Annotated in this window: 20 protein-coding genes; 6 read left to right on the forward strand and 14 right to left on the reverse strand. The window is 71.4% G+C overall.

Features of this window, described 5'->3' with window-relative positions; translation table 11 throughout:
- Positions 1 to 10: 10 nt before the first annotated feature.
- The 3 genes from ABZ928_RS24300 to ABZ928_RS24310 all read right to left on the reverse strand — a co-directional run bounded on the left by ABZ928_RS24300 (position 11) and on the right by ABZ928_RS24310 (position 2,743).
- A complete protein-coding gene (locus tag ABZ928_RS24300) occupies positions 11 to 1,225 on the reverse strand; it encodes an acyl-CoA dehydrogenase (RefSeq protein WP_361522622.1) in 1,215 nt (404 codons plus the stop codon).
- 6 nt (positions 1,226 to 1,231) lie between these two features.
- On the reverse strand, positions 1,232 to 2,254 hold the full coding sequence (locus tag ABZ928_RS24305; RefSeq protein WP_361522624.1) for a phosphotransferase family protein: 1,023 nt from the start codon (positions 2,252 to 2,254) through the stop codon (positions 1,232 to 1,234).
- A gap of 189 nt (positions 2,255 to 2,443) precedes the next feature.
- Positions 2,444 to 2,743 (reverse strand): hypothetical protein, encoded by a 300-nt coding sequence (locus ABZ928_RS24310; RefSeq protein ID WP_361522626.1) that lies wholly within the window; start codon positions 2,741 to 2,743, stop codon positions 2,444 to 2,446.
- A gap of 120 nt (positions 2,744 to 2,863) precedes the next feature.
- Here ABZ928_RS24310 and ABZ928_RS24315 point away from each other — a divergent pair, with 120 nt between their 5' ends.
- Positions 2,864 to 3,868 (forward strand): NADP-dependent oxidoreductase, encoded by a 1,005-nt coding sequence (locus ABZ928_RS24315; RefSeq protein ID WP_361522629.1) that lies wholly within the window; start codon positions 2,864 to 2,866, stop codon positions 3,866 to 3,868.
- On the opposite strand, the gene ABZ928_RS24320 is transcribed toward ABZ928_RS24315, so the two are convergent.
- Genes ABZ928_RS24320 through ABZ928_RS24335 form a run of 4 tightly spaced genes read right to left on the reverse strand, consistent with a single transcriptional unit; the run spans position 3,865 to position 6,095 of the window.
- Positions 3,865 to 4,209, reverse strand: a complete 345-nt coding sequence (locus tag ABZ928_RS24320) for a DUF202 domain-containing protein (RefSeq protein WP_361522632.1) — start codon at positions 4,207 to 4,209, stop codon at positions 3,865 to 3,867. The two genes, ABZ928_RS24315 and ABZ928_RS24320, sit on opposite strands and share 4 nt — an antisense overlap.
- Complete coding sequence (locus ABZ928_RS24325) at positions 4,206 to 4,598, reverse strand: DUF202 domain-containing protein (RefSeq protein WP_361522635.1); 393 nt, start codon at positions 4,596 to 4,598, stop codon at positions 4,206 to 4,208. The genes ABZ928_RS24320 and ABZ928_RS24325 overlap by 4 nt, the downstream gene beginning before the upstream one ends.
- Before the next feature lie 9 nt (positions 4,599 to 4,607).
- The gene (locus ABZ928_RS24330) at positions 4,608 to 5,138 is read right to left on the reverse strand and encodes an NUDIX domain-containing protein (protein WP_361522638.1); all 531 of its coding nucleotides are present in this window, start codon (positions 5,136 to 5,138) and stop codon (positions 4,608 to 4,610) included.
- Positions 5,139 to 5,198: 60 nt separating this feature from the next.
- Positions 5,199 to 6,095 carry a DMT family transporter gene (locus tag ABZ928_RS24335; protein ID WP_361522641.1) on the reverse strand — a complete coding sequence of 299 codons (897 nt, stop codon included), beginning with the start codon at positions 6,093 to 6,095 and terminating at the stop codon, positions 5,199 to 5,201.
- Positions 6,096 to 6,463: 368 nt separating this feature from the next.
- Between ABZ928_RS24335 and ABZ928_RS24340 the strand changes: the two genes are divergently transcribed.
- The 4 genes from ABZ928_RS24340 to ABZ928_RS24355 all read left to right on the forward strand — a co-directional run bounded on the left by ABZ928_RS24340 (position 6,464) and on the right by ABZ928_RS24355 (position 10,553).
- A complete protein-coding gene (locus tag ABZ928_RS24340) occupies positions 6,464 to 7,558 on the forward strand; it encodes a hypothetical protein (protein WP_361522644.1) in 1,095 nt (364 codons plus the stop codon).
- 38 nt (positions 7,559 to 7,596) lie between these two features.
- Positions 7,597 to 9,120, forward strand: a complete 1,524-nt coding sequence (locus tag ABZ928_RS24345; RefSeq protein ID WP_361522647.1) for an APC family permease — start codon at positions 7,597 to 7,599, stop codon at positions 9,118 to 9,120.
- An 85-nt stretch (positions 9,121 to 9,205) separates the two neighbouring features.
- Entirely contained in the window at positions 9,206 to 9,931 is a 726-nt protein-coding gene (locus ABZ928_RS24350; protein WP_361522649.1) for a molybdopterin-dependent oxidoreductase, read from the forward strand.
- Positions 9,915 to 10,553 carry a cytochrome b/b6 domain-containing protein gene (locus tag ABZ928_RS24355; protein WP_361522652.1) on the forward strand — a complete coding sequence of 213 codons (639 nt, stop codon included), beginning with the start codon at positions 9,915 to 9,917 and terminating at the stop codon, positions 10,551 to 10,553. The genes ABZ928_RS24350 and ABZ928_RS24355 overlap by 17 nt, the downstream gene beginning before the upstream one ends.
- On the opposite strand, the gene ABZ928_RS24360 is transcribed toward ABZ928_RS24355, so the two are convergent.
- From ABZ928_RS24360 to ABZ928_RS24380, 5 genes are all read right to left on the reverse strand, one after another.
- Positions 10,446 to 11,582, reverse strand: a complete 1,137-nt coding sequence (locus ABZ928_RS24360) for a hypothetical protein (protein ID WP_361522655.1) — start codon at positions 11,580 to 11,582, stop codon at positions 10,446 to 10,448. The genes ABZ928_RS24355 and ABZ928_RS24360 overlap by 108 nt on opposite strands.
- Positions 11,583 to 11,704: 122 nt before the next feature.
- Positions 11,705 to 12,748 (reverse strand): L-idonate 5-dehydrogenase, encoded by a 1,044-nt coding sequence (locus tag ABZ928_RS24365; protein WP_361522658.1) that lies wholly within the window; start codon positions 12,746 to 12,748, stop codon positions 11,705 to 11,707.
- Entirely contained in the window at positions 12,748 to 13,539 is a 792-nt protein-coding gene (locus ABZ928_RS24370) for an SDR family oxidoreductase (RefSeq protein WP_361522661.1), read from the reverse strand. The genes ABZ928_RS24365 and ABZ928_RS24370 overlap by 1 nt, the downstream gene beginning before the upstream one ends.
- A 19-nt stretch (positions 13,540 to 13,558) precedes the next feature.
- On the reverse strand, positions 13,559 to 14,956 hold the full coding sequence (locus tag ABZ928_RS24375; RefSeq protein WP_361522664.1) for a gluconate:H+ symporter: 1,398 nt from the start codon (positions 14,954 to 14,956) through the stop codon (positions 13,559 to 13,561).
- Between the two features lie 58 nt (positions 14,957 to 15,014).
- Positions 15,015 to 15,521, reverse strand: coding sequence for a gluconokinase (locus tag ABZ928_RS24380; RefSeq protein WP_361522667.1), 507 nt, complete (start codon positions 15,519 to 15,521; stop codon positions 15,015 to 15,017).
- Positions 15,522 to 15,649: 128 nt separating this feature from the next.
- Between ABZ928_RS24380 and ABZ928_RS24385 the strand changes: the two genes are divergently transcribed.
- Positions 15,650 to 16,351, forward strand: a complete 702-nt coding sequence (locus ABZ928_RS24385) for a FadR/GntR family transcriptional regulator (protein ID WP_361522670.1) — start codon at positions 15,650 to 15,652, stop codon at positions 16,349 to 16,351.
- A 4-nt stretch (positions 16,352 to 16,355) separates the two neighbouring features.
- Here the strand turns inward: ABZ928_RS24385 and ABZ928_RS24390 are convergent, their stop codons facing one another.
- Together ABZ928_RS24390 and ABZ928_RS24395 are read right to left on the reverse strand one after the other, a co-directional pair.
- Positions 16,356 to 16,733, reverse strand: a complete 378-nt coding sequence (locus ABZ928_RS24390) for a YchJ family metal-binding protein (protein ID WP_361522673.1) — start codon at positions 16,731 to 16,733, stop codon at positions 16,356 to 16,358.
- A 70-nt stretch (positions 16,734 to 16,803) separates the two neighbouring features.
- Positions 16,804 to 18,147, reverse strand: coding sequence for a M1 family metallopeptidase (locus ABZ928_RS24395; protein ID WP_361523418.1), 1,344 nt, complete (start codon positions 18,145 to 18,147; stop codon positions 16,804 to 16,806).
- Positions 18,148 to 18,178: the final 31 nt, after the last annotated feature.

Consider the following 18,178-nt stretch of genomic DNA (forward strand, 5'->3'; position numbering starts at 1 on the left):
CCCCAGCGGCTCACAGGTACTTCTTCAACTCCCGCCGCGCCAGCGACCGCTGGTGCACCTCGTCGGGACCGTCCGCGATCATCAGCGTCCGCGCCCCGGCGTACAGCTCGGCCAGCGGGAAGTCCTGGCTCACCCCGCCCGCGCCGTGCAGCTGGATCGCCCGGTCGATGATGTCGACGACCGCACGCGGAGTGGCGATCTTGATGGACTGGATCTCGGTGTGGGCGCCCCGGTTGCCGACGGTGTCCATCAGCCAGGCCGTCTTGAGGACCAGCAGCCGCAGCTGCTCGACGGTCACGCGCGCGTCGGCGATCCAGTTGTGCACGACACCCTGCTGGGCCAGCGCCTTCCCGAAGGCCGTACGGGACACCGCCCGCCTGCACATCAGCTCGATCGCCCGCTCGGCCATGCCGATCAGCCGCATGCAGTGGTGGATCCGGCCCGGACCGAGGCGGGCCTGCGCGATGGCGAAGCCGCCGCCCTCCTCGCCGATCAAATTTGACACCGGCACGCGCGCGTTGTCGAAGATCACCTCGGCGTGGCCGCCGTGGTAGTGGTCCTCGTACCCGAAGACCTTCATGGCCCGCTTCACGGTGACGCCCGGGGTGTCGCGCGGCACGAGCACCATGGACTGCTGACGGCGGATGTCCGCCCCGTCCGGGTCCGTCTTGCCCATCACGATGAAGATCTTGCAGTCCGGGTTCATCGCCCCGGAGATGTACCATTTGCGGCCGTTGATGACGTAGTCATCGCCGTCGCGCTCGATGTACGTCGTGATGTTGGTGGCGTCCGAGGAGGCCACCTCCGGCTCGGTCATCGCGAACGCCGAGCGGATCTCACCGGCCAGCAACGGCTCCAGCCACTGCTTCTTCTGCTGCTCGTCCCCGAACTGGGTGAGCACCTCCATGTTGCCGGTGTCCGGCGCCGCGCAGTTCAGCGCGGTCGGCGCCAACTGCGGGGAACGCCCGGTGATCTCGGCGAGGGGCGCGTACTGGAGGTTGGTCAGCCCGGCACCGTACTCGGAGTCCGGCAGGAAGAGGTTCCACAGCCCCTGCCTGCGCGCCTCGGCCTTCAACTCCTCGACCACGGCCGGGGTGTCCCACGGCGAGGCGAGCCGGTCGCGCTGCTCCTCGGCGACGGCCTCGGCCGGGTAGACGTACTCGTCCATGAAGGCGAGCAGCTTGGCGCGCAGTTCCTCGGTGCGCGCGTCGAACGCGAAGTCCATGGCGGATCAGCCTTCCTGAAGGGTGGTCAGGCCGTGCGAGATGAAGACGGGGACGAGGTCACCGATGCGGTCGAAGCCCGCGCCGACCGTCTGTCCCAGGGTGTAGCGGTAGTGGATGCCCTCCAGGATCACGGCGAGCTTGAACCACGCGAACGCCGTGTACCAGGAGACCGCCGAGACATCACGCCCCGAGCGTTCCGCGTACCGCGCGACCAGTTCGGCCGGATCCGGGTGGCCCGGGGCCTCGGCGGTGGTCGAGACGGGGGAGTCCGGCGCGCCCAGCGGCAGGCTGTACATCACCAGCAGGCCCAGGTCGGTGAGCGGATCGCCGAGCGTGGACATCTCCCAGTCGAGGATGGCCTTGATCCGGTCGTCGTCCCCGATCAGGACATTGTCGAGCCGGTAGTCGCCGTGGATCACGGTCGCCGTCGGCGAGGCCGGCAACTGCCGCCCCAGCGCCGCGTGCAGCTCGTCGATGCCGGCCAGATCACGGTTGCGGGAGGCGTCCAGCTGCTTGCCCCAGCGCCGCAACTGCCGGTCCAGGAAGCCCTCGGGACGCCCGAAGTCCGCGAGGCCCACCTCGGCGGGGTCCACCGCGTGCAGCTCGACCAGGGTGTCCACGAGCCCCAGGACCGCGTCACGCGTGCGTGCCGGGCCGAGCGGGAACAGCTGGTCGGCGGTGCGGTACGGGGTGCCCTCCACGAACTCCATGACGTAGAACGGCGACCCCAGCACCTCCTCGTCCTCGCACAGCAGCACAGGCCGCGGCACCGGCACGTTCGTCGGGTGCAGCGCGCTGATCACCCGGTGCTCGCGCTTCATGTCGTGCGCGGTGGCCAGGACATGGCCGAGCGGGGGACGCCGTACGACCCACTTGGACGTGCCGTCGGAGACCGCGTACGTCAGATTCGACCGCCCGCCCTCGATCAGCCGGCCGGTCAGGGAACCCTGGACCAGGCCGGGCCGCTCGCGGTCGAGCAGGACGCGCAGCCGATCGAGGTCGAGTCCGGGCGGGTGGTCGGGGCTCATGCTTCGCTCCTACGGGCAGGTGAACGGAACATGACTCATCATGCCGACCGGTCGGTATGCCGTCCAGTGCGGGGCGCGAACGTGATCTGAACCACGATAGGCCGACAGCTCCCCGCGAGATACGACGGGGAGCTGTCGGCGATGCTTCTCGGCCGGGCGAGGTCAGGTCACGGCCTGCTCAGTGCCTGCTCAGTGGTCGTCCCAGTGGCCGTCGTGCGGGGCGTGCCGGTGCCCGTCGTGGAGGTAGTCGACGTGGTCGCCGTGCAGCACGCTCTCATGGCCGCAGTCCTGGCCGTGCCGGTGCTCATGACCCTCGTGCGAAACATGCCCGTCGGGCTCGCACTCGTCCCAGTGGCCGCCGTGCTCGCGGTGCAGATGACCGTCGTGCGCGTAGTCGACGTGGTCCCCGTGCGGCACCTCGGTGTGCCCGCAGTCGGGGCCGTGGGTGTGCGCGTGGGAGGCGTGTTCCTGGTGGAGGGTGGTGCTCATGGTGCTCACCTTCGGAGAAACCTGGGTCTTGCCGATGACGTCGGACAGGCTGCCACGCGAACGCCGCATATCCGGGCATCCCGCTTGCGTGGCGTCCGAGTACCCCGGAGGGTCGGTGCCATGAAGGGCATCAGCTACTCACGCTACGGCGGCCCCGAGGTCCTCGCATACGGGGAGGTCCGGGACCCCAAGGTCGGGGTCGACGCGGTGCTGGTCAAGGTCCGGGCGGCGGCGGTCAACCCGGTCGACTGGCACTGCCGCGAGGGCCACCTCGACCGCATCCTCGACCCCGTCTTCCCGGTGGTCCCCGGCTGGGACGTCTCCGGGGTGGTGGTCGGACTCGGGGTGTCCGTCACGGAGTTCGCGGTCGGCGACGAGGTCATCGGATACGTCCGCGAGGACTTCCTCTCCCGCGGCACCTTCGCCGAGTACGTCGCCGCCCCGGTCCGCACCCTCGCCCGCAAGCCCCGCAACCTCTCCTTCGAGGAGGCGGCCGGACTCCCGCTGGTCGGGCTCACGGCGTACCAGGTGCTGGTGAAAGCCCTCCGGATCAAGCGCGGCGAGACGGTCCTGGTGCACGCGGCGGCGGGCGGCGTCGGCTCCATCGCGGTGCAGCTGGCCCGGCACTTCGGCGCCCGTGTCATCGGTACGGCGAGCCCGGCCAACCACGACTTCGTACGGGCCCTCGGCGGCGAGCCCGTCGCATACGGCGAGGGCCTGGCCGAACGGGTCCGCGGCCTTGCCCCCGAGGGCGTCGACGCGGCCTTCGACACGATCGGCGGCGAGACCCTCACGGTCTCGGCCAACCTCCTCGCTCCCGAGGGCCGCCTGGTCTCCATCGCGGACGGCGAGGTCGTCGGCTACGGCGGCCGCTACTACTGGGTGCGCCCCGACGCCGAGGACCTGCGACGCCTGTCCGAACTCGCCGAACAGGGTGTGGTGTCGGTGCATGTCTCGGAGACGTTCCCCCTGGAGCGGGCGGCGGAGGCGCAGACGCTGAACCAGGAGGGGCGGACCAGGGGGAAGATCGTGGTGACGGTGGACTGGGAGACAGAGACAGAGACAGAGACAGAGACAGAGGTAGAGGCTGAGGCGGAGGAAGAGACGGAAGCGGAGGCCGTCTAGAGGGCCAGCGCGGCTCCGCAGACGGCCATCGCCACGGTGCACAGCACGGCCGCCGTGGCGTGCCGCGGGGCGAGCGCGGCGGGGCTTCCGGCGGCGGAGAGCGCGCGGATCCGCCGGTGCGCGAGCAGCAGGAAGCCCAGCCACAGGACACACGCCAGGGCACAGGCGACGATCCCGCCGGCGGACGGCCCGCCGTGCAGCGCGGTCTTCACGGCGAGCACGGCGGAGACGGTGCCGGAGAGGGTCGTACGACGCCAGGCGAGGCGGGTACGTTCGGGCTGGAGCCCGGGGTCCCGCTCCTGCGCGGCGTCTGCGCCATCAGCGGCATCGGCGGGGCTCACCCCTCCCACCCCACGAGCACGACGAACACCATCGCCACGGCGACGACCGCCACCACGACGCTCAACAGTGCCGGGAACCGCGACATCGGCAGATCCTCACCCCGCCGCATGGCCCTTTCGCACCGCATCCAGTGATTCACGGCCCGCAACGAGGACAGCACCCCGGCACCCAGCAGCGCGAGCGCCAGCCCCACCCGCCACCCCCACCGCAGATCCGGCAGAAACTGATCCACGGCGAACCCGCCACCGATGAGCGCGAGCGCGGTACGCAGCCAGGCCAGAAAGGTGCGTTCATTGGCGAGCGAGAACCGGTAGTCGGGCGTACTGCCCTCCTCCCGGACCTCCTCGGGCGCGAACCAGAGCCGGACGTTACGTGCGAAATCGATCACCCGGTGACTCTAGCGAGACGTATCCGAACGGTGTGCGCGGTACTCCTTCAGCCGTGCGTAGGCGTCCAGCCCGTCCGGCACCCACTCCCACTCCGCCAGCCGCCGCTCGACCTCCTCCACCGGCAGGAAGTCGTGCCAGGCCACCTCCTCGACCTGCGGATTCACCGGCAGCTCGCACCGCACCTCGTACACCGACGACCACCAGGTCTGCCCGGCCCCGTCGTCGTAGAGGAACTTGAAGAGGAACTCGGGGGACGGCAGCCCGGACACCCCCAGCTCCTCCTCCGCCTCCCGCAGCGCCGCGTCGTCATAGGACTCACCCGCGCCGACGACCCCGCCGACCCACATGTCGTACAGGGAGGGAAAGACCAGCTTGGTGGGGGTGCGGCGATGAACGAACAACCGCCCCTCGGCGTCCCGCGCCTGAATGAAGACGCACCGGTGCCGCAACCCCTTGGCGTACGCCTCACCGCGTGGGGACTGCCCGATGACCTGGTCGTTCTCGTCGACGATGTCGAGGATCTCGTCAGCAGAGCTCATGGGCCCATCCAAGCAGGGGCTTTCGGTGCCGCCGACCCCTGGCCGATGCTCCGCGGGAAGTCAGTTCGGCTGAAGATCCCGCGCCCGCACCGGCCGCTCCACCGCCCCGCAGGGCATCGCCGGATGCAGCCCCAGCAGCACGATCCCCACCACGATGGAGGCCAGCCCCGCCGCCTCCCAGGCCAGCGCCCCCGTGTCCGTGCGCAACCGGTCGCCCAGGAACCCCACGCCGCAGATGATCCCGGCGAGCGGCTGCGCGGCGGTCAGGGCGGGCAGGGACATGCGGAGGGACGCCGTCTCGAAGGCGCTCTGGACGAGGACCAGGCCGGTCACGCCCAGCGCCAGCACGGCGTACGGCTGCCAGCCGGTGAGGACGTGCATGAGGCCGCCCTCGGAGAAGCGTTCGCCGCTGACCCGGGTGAGGGCGTCCTGGACGCCGTACAGCAGGCCCGCCGCGACCGCGAGGAGGGCCGGGCCGGCGACCAGCCTGGACCGTTTCGCGTACGTCGTGAGCAGGAGCGCCAGTCCGATCATCGCGCCGATGATCAGCCAGTGCCGGAAGGGGTCCGAGACCGCCGTACCGCCGCGCGGCTCGCCCGCGACGATGAACGCCGTCACGCCGCCCGCGAGGAGCAGCAGCCCCGCCCAGCCCTGGCGGCCCAGCGACTGCTTGGTCTGGTGGCGGGAGAGGGCCATCGCGAACAGCAGGTTCGTCGCCAGCAGGGGTTCCACGAGGGAGATCTCGCCCTGGCCCAGCGCGATCGCGCCGAGGACCATGCCGGCCACCATCAGTCCGATACCGCCGAGCCAGCGCGGGACCTTCACGAGGTCCAGGAGCAGCCGGGGTGACAGGAAGTCGTTCAGGGGTGCCCGCTGAGCCGCGTTCTGCTGGAGGACGAAGCCGAAGCCCAGGCAGCAGGCGGCGCTCACGGCGAGAACCAGAACAAGAAGCGACACGCTGCGTACCTCGATCACTGGGCCGGGCTACGGGGCGGGTTAGGGGCTGACTGTAGCGCCCTTGGGCCAGGCTTGCTCCCTGGAGTACCCGGAACCGGGAAGTTGACTCGGTCACCCCGGACGACCGTCCCGCCATGGTGCGGCGACGGACCGCACCGCGCCATGGCGTACGCCACATATGTGCCGCATACGTGCCGTGCGGCCCGACCTCCTTGATCACAACTGCCCCATCAGTAACGGAAGTTGAACCGTGTAACGCCTGTCTCGGCCTTGACGGAAAGCGTTGGCTGCGGGTTTGCTGTCCGTGACCACTTGCCCACAGAACCGAACTTCGACGTCGAGCAACGTCGCGTGAGGAAGTCTCCGCGGTGTCTCCACCCCCGCCCCCGCTGGGCCGCGGCCGCCGCCGCGCGGCCCAGTCCTTCGACGCCGCCCTCGACGACGCCGAACTCGTCTCCGCCCGCGCCGCGCTCGCCCAGGGCCGCTGGCAGGCCGCCCGCTCCCTGCTCGTGCACACGGGTGACGAGTGGGACCTGCGCGGCCACCGGGTGACCGTCCTCGCCCAGGAGCCGTACAGCGCCGCCTGGACCCGCGACTGGCTGCTCGCCGAACCCGAGTCCGCCGACGCCGCCGTCCTGCTCGCCCTCGCCCAGGTCCACCGCGCCCTGCGCGGCAAGGAGAAGCCGGCCACCGCCCGCGAGGCCTGCCGCACCGCCGCCGAACGCGCCCCCGGCGACCCCACCCCCTGGCTCGGCCTGCTGATGCTGGAAGACGGCAGCGTCGATCCGGGCGACGTCGGCCCTGGCACTGCCGGCTCCGGCACGGTCGGTCCTGCCGTCGGCCCCGGCACCAGCGGCCGAGGCACTAGCGGCTCCGGCGCGGTCGGTCCTGGCCTCGGCCCCGGCACTGTCGGTCCTTCCGCCGTCGGCCCCATCGGCGCCGTCCGGATCTTCGAGGAGGTCCGCCGTCGGCACGCCGATCACCATCACGCCCACCACCTGATGGTCGCCCGCCTCGCCGAGCACCGCGCCGACGCCGGTCCCGACCCCCTCCACGCGGTCTACGACTTCGCCAACTGGGCCGCCGAGCAGGCCCCCGCCGACTCCCCGCTCGCCGTCCTCCCGGTCGTCGCGCACGCGGAGCGCTACCGCGTCCTGGCCCTCGCGGGCCACGAGCCCCCCGACCCGGCCGCCTCCGGCCACTGGGTCGGCCGCCGGGCCCGCCAGGTGATGAAGGCCGCCTTCGACTGGTGGCTGGAGTGGGGGCAGGAGGGGCACCCCCGCCGGCTCGTCGACCTCAACTTCCTCGCCCACGCCAAGGTCTGCGAGGGCCGGGGCGCCGAGGCCGCCGCCCTGTTCCACCGCATCGGCGAGCACGCCACCCCGGCCCCCTGGTCCTACCCCGACCGCGCCCCGTACCCCGCCTTCCGTGCCGCCCGCGACAGCGCGCTCGGCACGGCGTAACGCCCCCGAACCCCCGAGCCCACGTAAGGACGGTCCCGATGACCACGAGCAGAGCCAGCGCCGGCGACGGCATCAGTACGTACAAGGGCCAGGAGCGGGCCCTGCGCGCCGACCGCCTCGGCACCGGAGGCCTGCTGCTCTCCGTCCTCGCCGCGACCGCCCCCCTCATGGTCGTCGCGGGTGTCATGCCCACCACATTCGCGGTGATGGGCATCGTCGGACAGCCCCTCCTCTACGTCGTCCTCGGCGCCGTCCTCATCCTCTTCAGCGTCGGCTACGCCGAGATGAGCCGGCACGTCCACAACGCCGGCGCCTTCTACGCGTACATCTCCCGCGGCCTCGGCGGCACCGCCGGAGCGAGCGCGGCGCTCGTCGCCCTCGTCGCCTACAACGCCCTCCAGGTCGGCATCTACGGCATCTTCGGCTTCGAGGTCTCCGGCCTGTTCGCCACCTACGCCGACCTCCAGATCGCCTGGTGGATACCGTCCCTGGTCGCCGCCCTCGCCGTCGGCGCGCTCGGCTGGCTGAAGATCGACGTCAACGCGAAGGTCCTCGGCGTCCTGCTCGTCATCGAGATGGCCCTGGTCGTCATCTTCGACATCGCCGCCGTCGCCGACCCGGCCAAGGAGGGCCTGTCCCTGCACGCCTTCAACCCGGACACCCTCTCCGGCGCGGGCGTCGGCACCGCCCTGTGCTTCTGCATCGCCGCCTTCCTGGGCTTCGAGCAGGCACCCGTGTACGCCGAGGAGACCAGCCGCCCGCACGTCCTCGTGCCCCGCGTGATGTTCTTCGCCGTCGGCGGGGTCGCCGTCTTCTTCGCGCTCAGCTGCTGGGCCCTCACCGTCGCCACCGGCCCCTCCGCGATCGTCGGCGAGTCCCAGAAGCAGAGCGCCGGACTCCTGTTCGGCCTCACCGACGCCCGCCTCGGCGGCACCTTCACCGACGTCCTGCACGTCCTGTTCGTGACCGGCATGTTCGCCGCCATGCTCAGCTTCCACAACGTCGTCGCCCGCTACGCCTTCGCCATGGGCCGCGAGGGCCTGCTCCCCGCCGCCTTCGGCCGCACCACCGGCTCCAGCGGCGCCCCCGGCACCGGCTCCCTGCTCCAGACGGCCGTGGCGGTCGTGATCGTCGGCGCCTTCGCGATCGCCGACGACAAGCCGACCGGCGACCCCACCGAGCCCGTCCTGCACCTGTTCACCTGGGGCGGCAACATCGGCGCCCTCGGCGTGATCCTGCTGATGGCGGCGGCCTCCTTCTCGGTGATCGTCTTCTTCGTCCGCCGCGGCGCCGCCGGCGCCCAGGCCTGGCGCCTGGCCACCGCCGCGCTCGCCGGGACCGCCCTGCTCGTCATCGCCGTCTACACGGTGAAGGACTTCGACGTCCTGGTCGGCTCGGGCCCGGGCTCGTCCCTGAGCTGGCTGCTGCCCGGCATCATCGCCCTGGCCCTGGTCGTCGGCCTGCTCCAGGGCCTGTACCTGCGCGCCCGCGCCCCCGAGGCGCACGCCCGGATCGGCCTGGGCAACGAGGCGTTCCAGCTGGACAAGGCGGCGTCTTCCTGAGACCGGCGTAAGAACTGGTTACGGAAGTCTGACGAGCACCCGCGAACCCTGGTCCGCCAGGGCTCGCGGGTGTTCGAATGGATGGGTGAACTCCGAACAACCCGAGGAGGCGGGCCGCCCCATCGGCCGCCGCGTCCTCCTCGGCACCCTCGGCCTGGGCGCCCTCGGTGTGGTCGCCGCCCCCACCCTGCAACGGGGCCTGGAGGCCTTCCTGGGCAGCGCCGCCGACAAGGACCCCACCGGCCTGACCGGCCTGCTCCCCAACGGCGGTGGCTTCCGCTACTACTCGGTCGCCTCCTCCGTCCCGCACAAGAACGCCTCGAACTACCGCCTGAAGATCGACGGCCTCGTCGACCGCCCGGCCACCTACACCCTGAACGACCTGCGCTCGATGCCCCAGACCCGGATGGTCAAGGACGTCCAGTGCGTCACCGGCTGGCGGGTCCCGGACACCCCCTTCGAGGGCGTACGCCTCTCCCACCTCCTCGACACCGCCGGAGTCCAGGCGAAGGGCACCGCCATCCGCTTCAGCTGCTTCGACGGCACCTACACCGAGAGCCTCACCCTCGACCAGGCCCGCCGCGCGGACGTCCTGGTCGCCCTGCGCATGCAGGACAAGGACCTCGGCCACAGCCACGGCGGCCCGGTCCGCCTCTATGTCGCCCCCATGTACTTCTACAAGTCCGCCAAGTGGCTCTCCGGCATCACCGTCACCGAGGACGTGGAGCCCGGCTACTGGGAGGACCGCGGCTACGACGTCGACGCCTGGGTCGGCAAGTCGAACGGACGGGACGATGAGCCTACGAGCTGAGGCGCCGTCGGAGACGCGCGTACGCCGCTTCGGCCGCAGCCAGCGCTGGGTGCACCGCACGACCGCGGCCCTGATGGGCGTCTGCGTGCTCACCGCGGCCTTCCTCTACATCCCCGAGTTCGCCGAACTCGTCGGCCGCCGCGAGCTGGTGGTCCGCGTCCACGAGTGGGCGGGCCTCGCCCTGCCGGTCCCCGCCCTGCTGGGCCTCGCCTCCCGCCACTTCCGCGCCGACCTGGGTTTCCTGAACCGCTTCGGCCCGCACGACAAGGTCTGGCTGCGCGCGGCCCTGCGCCGCGACAAGCGCCGCGTGTCCCGTCCCGCGGGCAAGTTCAACGCCGGGCAGAAGGTCTACGCCGCCTGGATCGCCGGCGCGACCCTGGTGATGCTCGGCACCGGGCTGCTGATGTGGTTCACCCACCTCACCCCGATCCAGTGGCGCACCAGCGCGACCTTCGTCCACGACTGGCTGGCGCTGACCATCGGCATCGTCCTCGCCGGCCACATCGGCATGGCCCTAGGGGACCCGGAGGCCCGGCGCGGCCTGCGGACGGGGACCGTCAGCCGGGAGTGGGCCGAGCGGGAACACCCCCTGTGGCGTCCCCGAGACGGACGGCGCGACTGACACCGACGGTGACCCGGACTCGGACCCGGTGGGCGACTCGGATATGACGGGAGCGGGCGCGACGACCTTGAAGGCGTCCTCCGCCCGCACCTCGGCACCCCCGAACCGGACGGCCACGTCCACGGCCTTCGGCAGCCCCTCCAGCACCGGCACCACCACGTTCAGCACCATATGGTCACCCGCCTCGGAGGCGAGCACGAGCGGCCCCGCGACCTGCTGACCGTCGATGAACACCTGCCCGTCCCGCAGCAGTTCGGCGTGGTCGAAGTACGTGCCCGCCAGCTCGACGCCGACGGTCTCTCCGGGCCGCGCCTCCCCGTCGTCCCCCGCGGCCACCCCCGCGATCCGGTAGGCGCACGCGGGCGTAGCACCGGAGGAGGCCTTCAGCCGCACGGTCGCGCCGGGATGCCGCCGATGGAAGTCGAGCAGCCCGCCCAGCACGGTGTACGCGGCCCGCCCCTTGCAGGTGTCGGACTTCCCCGCGAGCCCGGCGAAGTCCCGCGCCGCCGTCTCCCAGCTGCCGCCCTCGCCCTGGACGGCGAGACAGGCGGACGCGAGCCCCCGCAGCAACTGCCCCTCCACGTCCGCCGGTTCCTTCGGCAGCGCGTCGAGCGCGGCCCCGCACGCGGTCGGCGCCCGCAGCCGGTCGTACAGACTGGACGCGTCCGAAACCCCGTCGGTGTCAGGGGAGTCGGGACCGGGCGGCAGCCAGGAGGGAATCTCCAGAGGCCTGTCGCTCGGAGAGGAGGAGGGAGACGGGGAGGAACTCCCGCCGACCGCAGGCGGGGACGTGACGGCGGGGCTGTTCACATGCCCGTCGGCCTTCGGCCGGGTGGAGACGACGGGCGGCGCCGGTGCGGCCGTACGCCCGGCCGGAGCACTGTCCGACGGGCCGACCGTGACGATCCTGCCCCCGCCGTAGCCGCTGTCCGGCGTACCCCTTCCGTCACTCGTGAACGCCGCCGCGGCCACCGCCACCGCTCCGACCACGAGCAGCCCCGAGACGCGCATCCCGAGGGAAACCGCCATCACGCCCCCCGACACGATCGACCCCTGGGACGCCCTTCCCAGGGGCCTCCCATCATCGGGCCGGGCGCGCCGCCAGGGAAGCGCATTCAGATATCGAAGTGCGGGGCGAGGTCAGAGCGGGGTCAGTCCCCGAAGTCGAGCAGCACCTTGCAGGAGACGCTCCGGTCGGCCGCCAGCGCGAACGCCGACTCCGCCTCCCGCACCGGTACCACCGCGCTGACCAGCCCGTCGAACGACGGCTCGGCGGCGAGCAGTGCCAGCGCCGCGTCGAACTCCCCGTCGAAACGGAACGCCCCCCGCAGCTCGATCTCCCGGCTCACGACCAGATTCCCGGCGAACGGCGACTGCCCCGACGGCAACATCCCGAGCTGCACCACCACACCCCCGCGCCGCACCAGCCGCAGACACGTGTCCAGACCGGCGGCAACCCCGGAGGCCTCGACGGCCACATCCACCTCGGACGGCCACCCGGCATCCTCCGGATCATCGGCCCGTACGACGGTGTCGGCGCCGGCGATTTGGGCGTACCGCAGCGCCTCCGGCAGCAGGTCCGTCACCGTCACCCGGGCCGCACCGGCCGCCTTCGCCGCCGCGACCACCAGGCACCCGATGGGCCCGGCACCGGTGACGAGGACATGCTTCCCGGCGACCTCCCCGGCCCGCCGCACCGCGTGCAGCGCGACGGACAGGGGCTCGGCGAGAGCGGCCCGGCGGAGTCCGAGCCCCTCCGGGATGGCCCTCAACTGCTGGGCGGGCACGACCACTTGGGCCGCGAACCCGCCCTGGACGTGCGGGAAGCGGGCCGCGCTGCCGAGGTAGCGGGTGTCCCGGCAGACGTTCCGCCGCCCGTCGGCGCACTCCGGGCAGACCCCGCAGGGCGTGGCGGGGTGCACCGCAACGGCCGTACCGGGAGCGGGACCTGACGCACCGGCACCGTACGAGACGACCGTCCCGACCACCTCGTGCCCGAGCACCATCGGCTCCTTGAGCCGGAAGTCCCCGACCCCGCCGTGCCGCCAGTAGTGCAGGTCGGAGCCGCAGACCCCGCCGTACCGGACGGCGACGAGAGCCTGACCGGGACCGGGCTCGGGGACGGTCAACTCCTCGACGCGCAGGTCGCCTTGCCCGTGGATCACACAACCGAGGGTCACACAACCAAGAGTCATCACAGCACGCTCGTCATTCCGCCGTCGACGTACAGGATCTGCCCGCTGACGAAGTCCGCGGCGGGCGAGGCGAGGAAGAGCACCCCGCCGACCAGGTCCTCCGTGCGGCCCCAGCGCCCCGCCGGAGTGCGTCGCCGCACCCAGGCGCTGAACTCCTCGTCCTGGACGAGGGCTTGGGTCAGCTCGGTCTCGATGTAGCCGGGGCCGAGACCGTTGACCTGGACGCCGTGCGGGCCCCAGTCGGCGCACATGCCCTTCGTCAGCATCTTCAGCGCGCCCTTGGTGGCCGCGTAGGGCGCGATGCCGGGGCGGACCACCTCGCTCTGGAGCGAGCAGATGTTGACGATCTTGCCGTGGCCGCGTTCCGTCATCCGCCGGGCGGCTTCCCGGCCGACCAGGAAGGCGCTGGTCAGGTTGGTGTCCAGGATGCGGTGCCAGTCGGAGTCGGTGAACTCCAGGAGCGGGGCGCGCAGTTGCATGCCCGCGTTGTTGACCAGGATGTCGAGCGGTCCGACGCGTTCCTCGACGTCCGCGATCCCGGCGGCCACGGAGGCGCCGTCGGTGACGTCGAAGACGGCGGTGTGGACGCGGTCGCCGGGCAGTCCGGCCTCGGCCGTCAGCTCGGCCGTCAGTTCGGCGGCGGCCTTGGAGAGCCGCTCGCCGTCCCGCCCGTTGAGGACCACCGTGCAGCCGGCCTCCGCCAGGCCCCGGGCCAGCGCGCGGCCGATGCCGCGGCTGGAGCCCGTGACCAGGGCGGTCTTGCCGCTGATGTCGAACAGAGGGTGACTCATCGGCGTAGGCCCCATATCCCTAGATGATCAGCGAGAGGAGCAGGACGATGCCGCCCGCGACCACCGAGATGATCGTCTCCATGACGGACCAGGTCTTGATGGTCTGGCCGACGTTCAGGCCGAAGTACTCCTTGACCAGCCAGAACCCGGCGTCGTTGACATGGCTGAAGAAGAGCGAGCCGGCGCCGATGGCGAGGACCAGGAGGGCCGCGTGGGTCGTCGACATGTCGGCGGCCAGCGGGGCCACGAGCCCCGCGGCGGAGACGGTCGCGACGGTCGCCGAACCGGTGGCCAGGCGGATGGCCACGGCGATCAGCCAGGCCAGCAGCAGGGCCGGGATCGACCAGTCCTTGGAGATGTCCAGGATCATCGCGCCCACGCCGGTGTCGATCAGCGTCTGCTTGAAGCCGCCGCCCGCGCCGACGATCAGCAGGATGCCCGCGATGGGCGCGAGGCCCTTCTCCACCAGGCCGGAGACCCGGTCCTTGCCGAAGCCCGCGGGCCGCAGCAGCGTGAAGATGCCGAGGAGCACCGAGGCGAGCAGGGCGATCAGCGGCGAACCGATGACGTCGAAGACGCGCTGGGTGGTGTTCTCCTTGTCGTCGATGACGATGTCGACGAGCGCCTTGGAGAGCATCAGGATGACCGGCAGCATGATCGTGATCAGCGTGGCGCCGAAGCCGGGACGCTTCTCCAGGTCCTCGGAGGCGCGCTGCGGGATCATCTTGTCGGGGGCCGGGACGTCGACCCAGCGGGCCGCGTACCGCGAGAACAGCGGACCGGCGATGACGACGGTCGGGATCGCGACGAGGACACCGAGGGCCAGAGTGACACCGAGGTCGGCCTTGACCGCGTCGATCGCGACCAGCGGGCCGGGGTGCGGCGGGACCAGGCCGTGCATCACGGACAGACCGGCGAGGGCCGGGATGCCGATGCGCATGAGCGAGTAGTTGCCGCGCTTGGCGACCATCAGCACGACCGGGATCAGCAGCACGACGCCGACCTCGAAGAACAGCGGCAGACCGATCACCGAGGCGATGAGCACCATGGCCCACGGCATCGACCGGCCGCCCGCCTTGGCGAGGATCGTGTCGACGATCTGGTCGGCGCCCCCGGAGTCGGCGAGCATCTTGCCGAGGATCGCGCCCAGCGCGATCAGCACGCCCACGCCGGCGACGGTGGTGCCGAGGCCGGTTGTGAAGCTGGTGATGGCCTTGTCGAGCGGTGCTCCGGCGAACGCGCCCAGCGCCAGTGACCCGATGGTCAGCGACAGGAAGGCGTGGAGCTTGAACTTGGTGATGAGCAGGACGATGACGGCGATGCCCGCCAGGACTGCGATGCCCAGCTGAGCGTGACCGGCCGAGGTGATGGGCTCGACGGGGTCCGCTGCCAGCATCTCGACGCTGAGTCTGGTCACGGGGATTCCCTTGCAGGTACGGGGATGGGGGGAGGGGTGCTGCGGGGGGTTAAGGGGGTTACGGGATCTCGGTCAGGGCCTTGGCCGCCCTGGCGGTGATCTCCTCGGGGCTGCCGGCGACGTCCACGACGACTCCCGCCTCGTCGCTCTCCAGGGGCTGGAGGGTGGCGAACTGGGAGTCGAGCAGCGCGGTCGGCATGAAGTGCCCCTGGCGGTGGGACATGCGGTCCTCGATGAGGGCGCGGTCGCCCGCGAGGTGCACGAAGACGAGCCCGGGAGCGGCGGCGCGCAGCCGGTCGCGGTACGACCGCTTCAGCGCCGAGCAGCTGACCACCCCGCCGAGCCCCGCCCGCCCGTCCGCCCAGTCGCCGATGGCGTCCAGCCACGGCCACCGGTCCTCGTCGGTGAGCGGGGTGCCGGCCGACATCTTGGCGATGTTGGCCGGCGGGTGGAAGTCGTCGCCCTCGGCGTACGGGACGCCGAGCCGGGCCGCGAGCAGGGGACCGATGGTGGTCTTGCCGGTGCCCGCGACGCCCATGACCACGACGACATGGGGGGTGTTCATCGCTGCCTACCTGTCTTCGTTGACGTGATGTCGACGCAACTGAAACCCATTAGGTACGACAAATTCAAGAGCCTGTGATGAATAAGTCTGACTTTTTGGGTCCGTGATCTGACGCGTACGCTGAGTGCATGAGCACACCGGGCCGGGGCCTGCACGGCCAAGTACTGGAATCACTCGGCCCGGCGATCACCGCGGGCGAGTACCCGCCGGGCAGTGTCCTGCGCACGGACGAACTGGCCCAGGAGTTCGACGTCTCCCGCTCGGTGATGCGCGAGGCGGTCCGCGTCCTGGAGTCCATGCACCTGGTCGAGTCCCGCCGCCGCGTGGGCGTCACGGTCCGTCCGAAGGCGGAGTGGAACGTCTACGATCCGCAGGTCATCCGCTGGCGCCTGGCCGGCGCGGACCGCCCCCAGCAGCTGCGCTCGCTCACGGTCCTCCGCTCGGCGATCGAACCGGTGGCGGCGGGCCTGGCGGCGAAACACGCCACGGCGGAACAGTGCGCCGAGCTCACCGAGTGCGCCCTCGGCATGGTCGCCCACTCACGCGGCCACCAGCTGGAGGGCTATCTCATCCACGACATGGCCTTCCACAAGGTCATCCTGACGGCCTCCGGCAACGAGATGTTCGCCCGCCTGGGCGACGTCGTGGCCGAAGTCCTGGCCGGCCGCACCCACCACGAGGTCATGTTCGAGGACCCCGACCCAGCCGCCGTCACCCTCCACGTCCAGGTCGCCGAGGCGGTCCGAGCGGGCGACGCGGTCCGCGCGGAGACCCTGACCCGGGAGATCACGGTGGGCGCGCTCCAGGAACTGGACATCCTGGCGCCCTGAGCGGTCAGTCGTCGAGGAACTCTCCGTCCAGATACACCCACGCCCCGTCCACCCGCTCGAACCGGCTCCGCTCATGCAGTGACCCGCCCCGGAAGGACGCCCGGAAGGTCACCGTCCCCACGGAGTGGAACGCCGAGCCGTCATCGGTGCCGAGGATCTCCAGGCCGGTCCAGCGCATGCCGGGGTCGAGGTCGAGGCGGGCCGGGCGGGTCCTCGGGTGCCAGGTGCGCAGCAGATAGGCCGCGTCCTGCTTCACGAACGCGCAGTACCGGGACCGCATGAGCGCCTCGGCGGTCGGCGCGGCGGCCGCACCGGAGTGATAGCGCCCGCAGCACTGCGCGTAGGGCTCGGACAGACCGCAGGGGCAGGAACGCGTGCTCATGTCCGCCATTCTCCCGGAACCGGCCCGCCACAGTGACCCCGGCACAGGCGCCCCCGGCGCGCCCCCCGACCTAGCCCGCCGCCCGCGTTTCCGGCATCGGCAGCGGCGGCAGTGCCGTCCCGTGCACCCACGCCTCGAAGACGTCGTCCAGCGGCTCCACCGCGAAGCGCGACGCATGCGCGATGAACGTCGTGGTCGTCACCGCCCCGTTCCGGTGCAGCCCAGCCCAGCCGCGCAGCATCCGGAAGAACGCCACGTCGCCCATCGCGCACCGCACCGCGTGCACGGTCAGCCCGCCCCGCTCGTAGAGCCGGTCGTCGAACATCGACTTGCGCCCCGGATCGGCCAGCCGCAGATCCTGCGGGAGCCCCGACAGCAACCGGTGTGCGGCGGCGGCGAGTTGCTGTGCCGTCCGCCCGCCCGACCGCTCCGACCACAGCCACTCGGCGTACTTCGCGAACCCCTCGTTCAGCCAGATGTGCCGCCAGTCCGCGATGGACACACTGTTGCCGAACCACTGATGCGCCAGCTCGTGCGCGACGAGCCGCTCCGAACCCCGCGCCCCGTCCACGTGGTTGGCGCCGAACAGCGACAACCCCTGTGCCTCGACGGGGACATCGAGCTCCTCCTCGGTCACCACGACCGCGTACTCCTCGAACGGGTACGGCCCGAACATCTCCTGGAAGACGTCCATCATCTGCGGCTGCCGCGCGAAGTCCCGGGAGAACTGGGGGAGAAGATGCGCCGGAATGTGCCCGTGCTGCGGCACCCCACCCGGCCCGGGATCCCCGAGCAGCACCGTCTGGAACTTCCCGATCGCCAGACCCACCAGATAACTGGACGTCGGCGCCGACTGCTCGTACACCCAAGTCGTCGTGGACGCACGGGTCGTACGCGTCAGCAGTCTGCCGCCCGCGACCACCGAGTACGCCGACGGCGTGGTGATCGAGATCTGGTACGACGCCTTGTCCGCGGGCCGGTCGTTGCACGGGTACCAGGACGGCGCCCCGATCGGCTGGCTCGCCACCAGCGCCCCGTCCTCCAGCTCCTCCCAACCCAGGCCGCCCCACGGGCTGTTCACCGGCTTGGGGTTGCCCGCCCAGTGCACCTCGACCGTGAAGGCCGCGCCCGGCCGGACCGGCTTGGCGGGGCGGATGCGCAGCTTGCCGCCGCGGTGGGTGTAGTGCGGCTGGCGGCCGTCCACCCGCACCCGGCCGACCTTGAAGTCGGCGAGGTTGAGGAACAGCTCGCTCAGCGGCGCCCGTCCCGCTATGGCGTTGATCCGGGCCGTGCCGGAGAGCCGGTTCGGGCCCGGGCGGTAGTCCAGCGCGAGCTCGTACCGGTGCACCCGGTACCGCGCGTCACCGTTCTCCGGGAAATACGGGTCCGAACCCGCCGCCTGCTGAACCGCCACCGCTGTGTCTACTCCCTGTGCCATGCTGCCA

The sequence above is a fragment of the Streptomyces sp. NPDC046909 genome, assembly GCF_040644695.1.
Taxonomy (GTDB): Bacteria; Actinomycetota; Actinomycetes; order Streptomycetales; family Streptomycetaceae; genus Streptomyces.